The 547-nt window shown below is 62.3% G+C and carries 1 protein-coding gene; it reads right to left on the reverse strand.

The features are described from left to right. Nucleotides 1-278 precede the first annotated feature (278 nt). Nucleotides 279-512 (reverse strand): hypothetical protein, encoded by a 234-nt coding sequence (locus BQ8794_RS31990; RefSeq protein ID WP_077383590.1) that lies wholly within the window; start codon nucleotides 510-512, stop codon nucleotides 279-281. Between the last annotated feature and the right edge of the window lie 35 nt (nucleotides 513-547).

A 547-nucleotide genomic window follows, 5' to 3' on the forward strand; every position in this document is an offset into this window, starting at 1 on the left:
TGACCGCGCCGAAGCGCTCAAAGCAGCAGATTCATGCGATTGAGCCGGTCAAATCCGAAGGCCAGAAGCGGCGAATCGGTCGCCGATGTACAGCCGGCGCAGGTGATTGAATTGACCATTTGGCGGCCGATTTCCCACATACTTTGACGTCGGGCCGGGCCGGAAGCCAAAAGGCGGCCTACAGAAGGTAGAAGCCAAAAGCGGACTTGCCTGAGCTCCCCGGCGGATCCTGGACCACAATGGTTGCCGGCGGGCCGTGGCGCCTCAGCGTGCACCCCTTACGAGGCCGAAAACCTCACGCTCACGCCGCGCTGCCGAAAATAAGCCTGCATCAGCTTGCGGCCCGAACGGTTGTTCTGCGCCAGTCTGGCCGGATCGAACACCGCCTGTTCTATCCCCTCTCGCGTCAGCGCCGCTTTGAGCGCCGCGATATTTGCGTCGATGTCGGCATTGTTCGCCCGGAGCGATGCATAAATGCTGTCGGTCGCCTCGGCCACGGTCGGCTCGCTCACGGGTGTACTCCTTTGGCTGTTCGGGCGGCGGCTTA

This window comes from Mesorhizobium prunaredense (assembly GCF_900156895.1).
Lineage (GTDB): Bacteria > Pseudomonadota > Alphaproteobacteria > Rhizobiales > Rhizobiaceae > Mesorhizobium > Mesorhizobium prunaredense.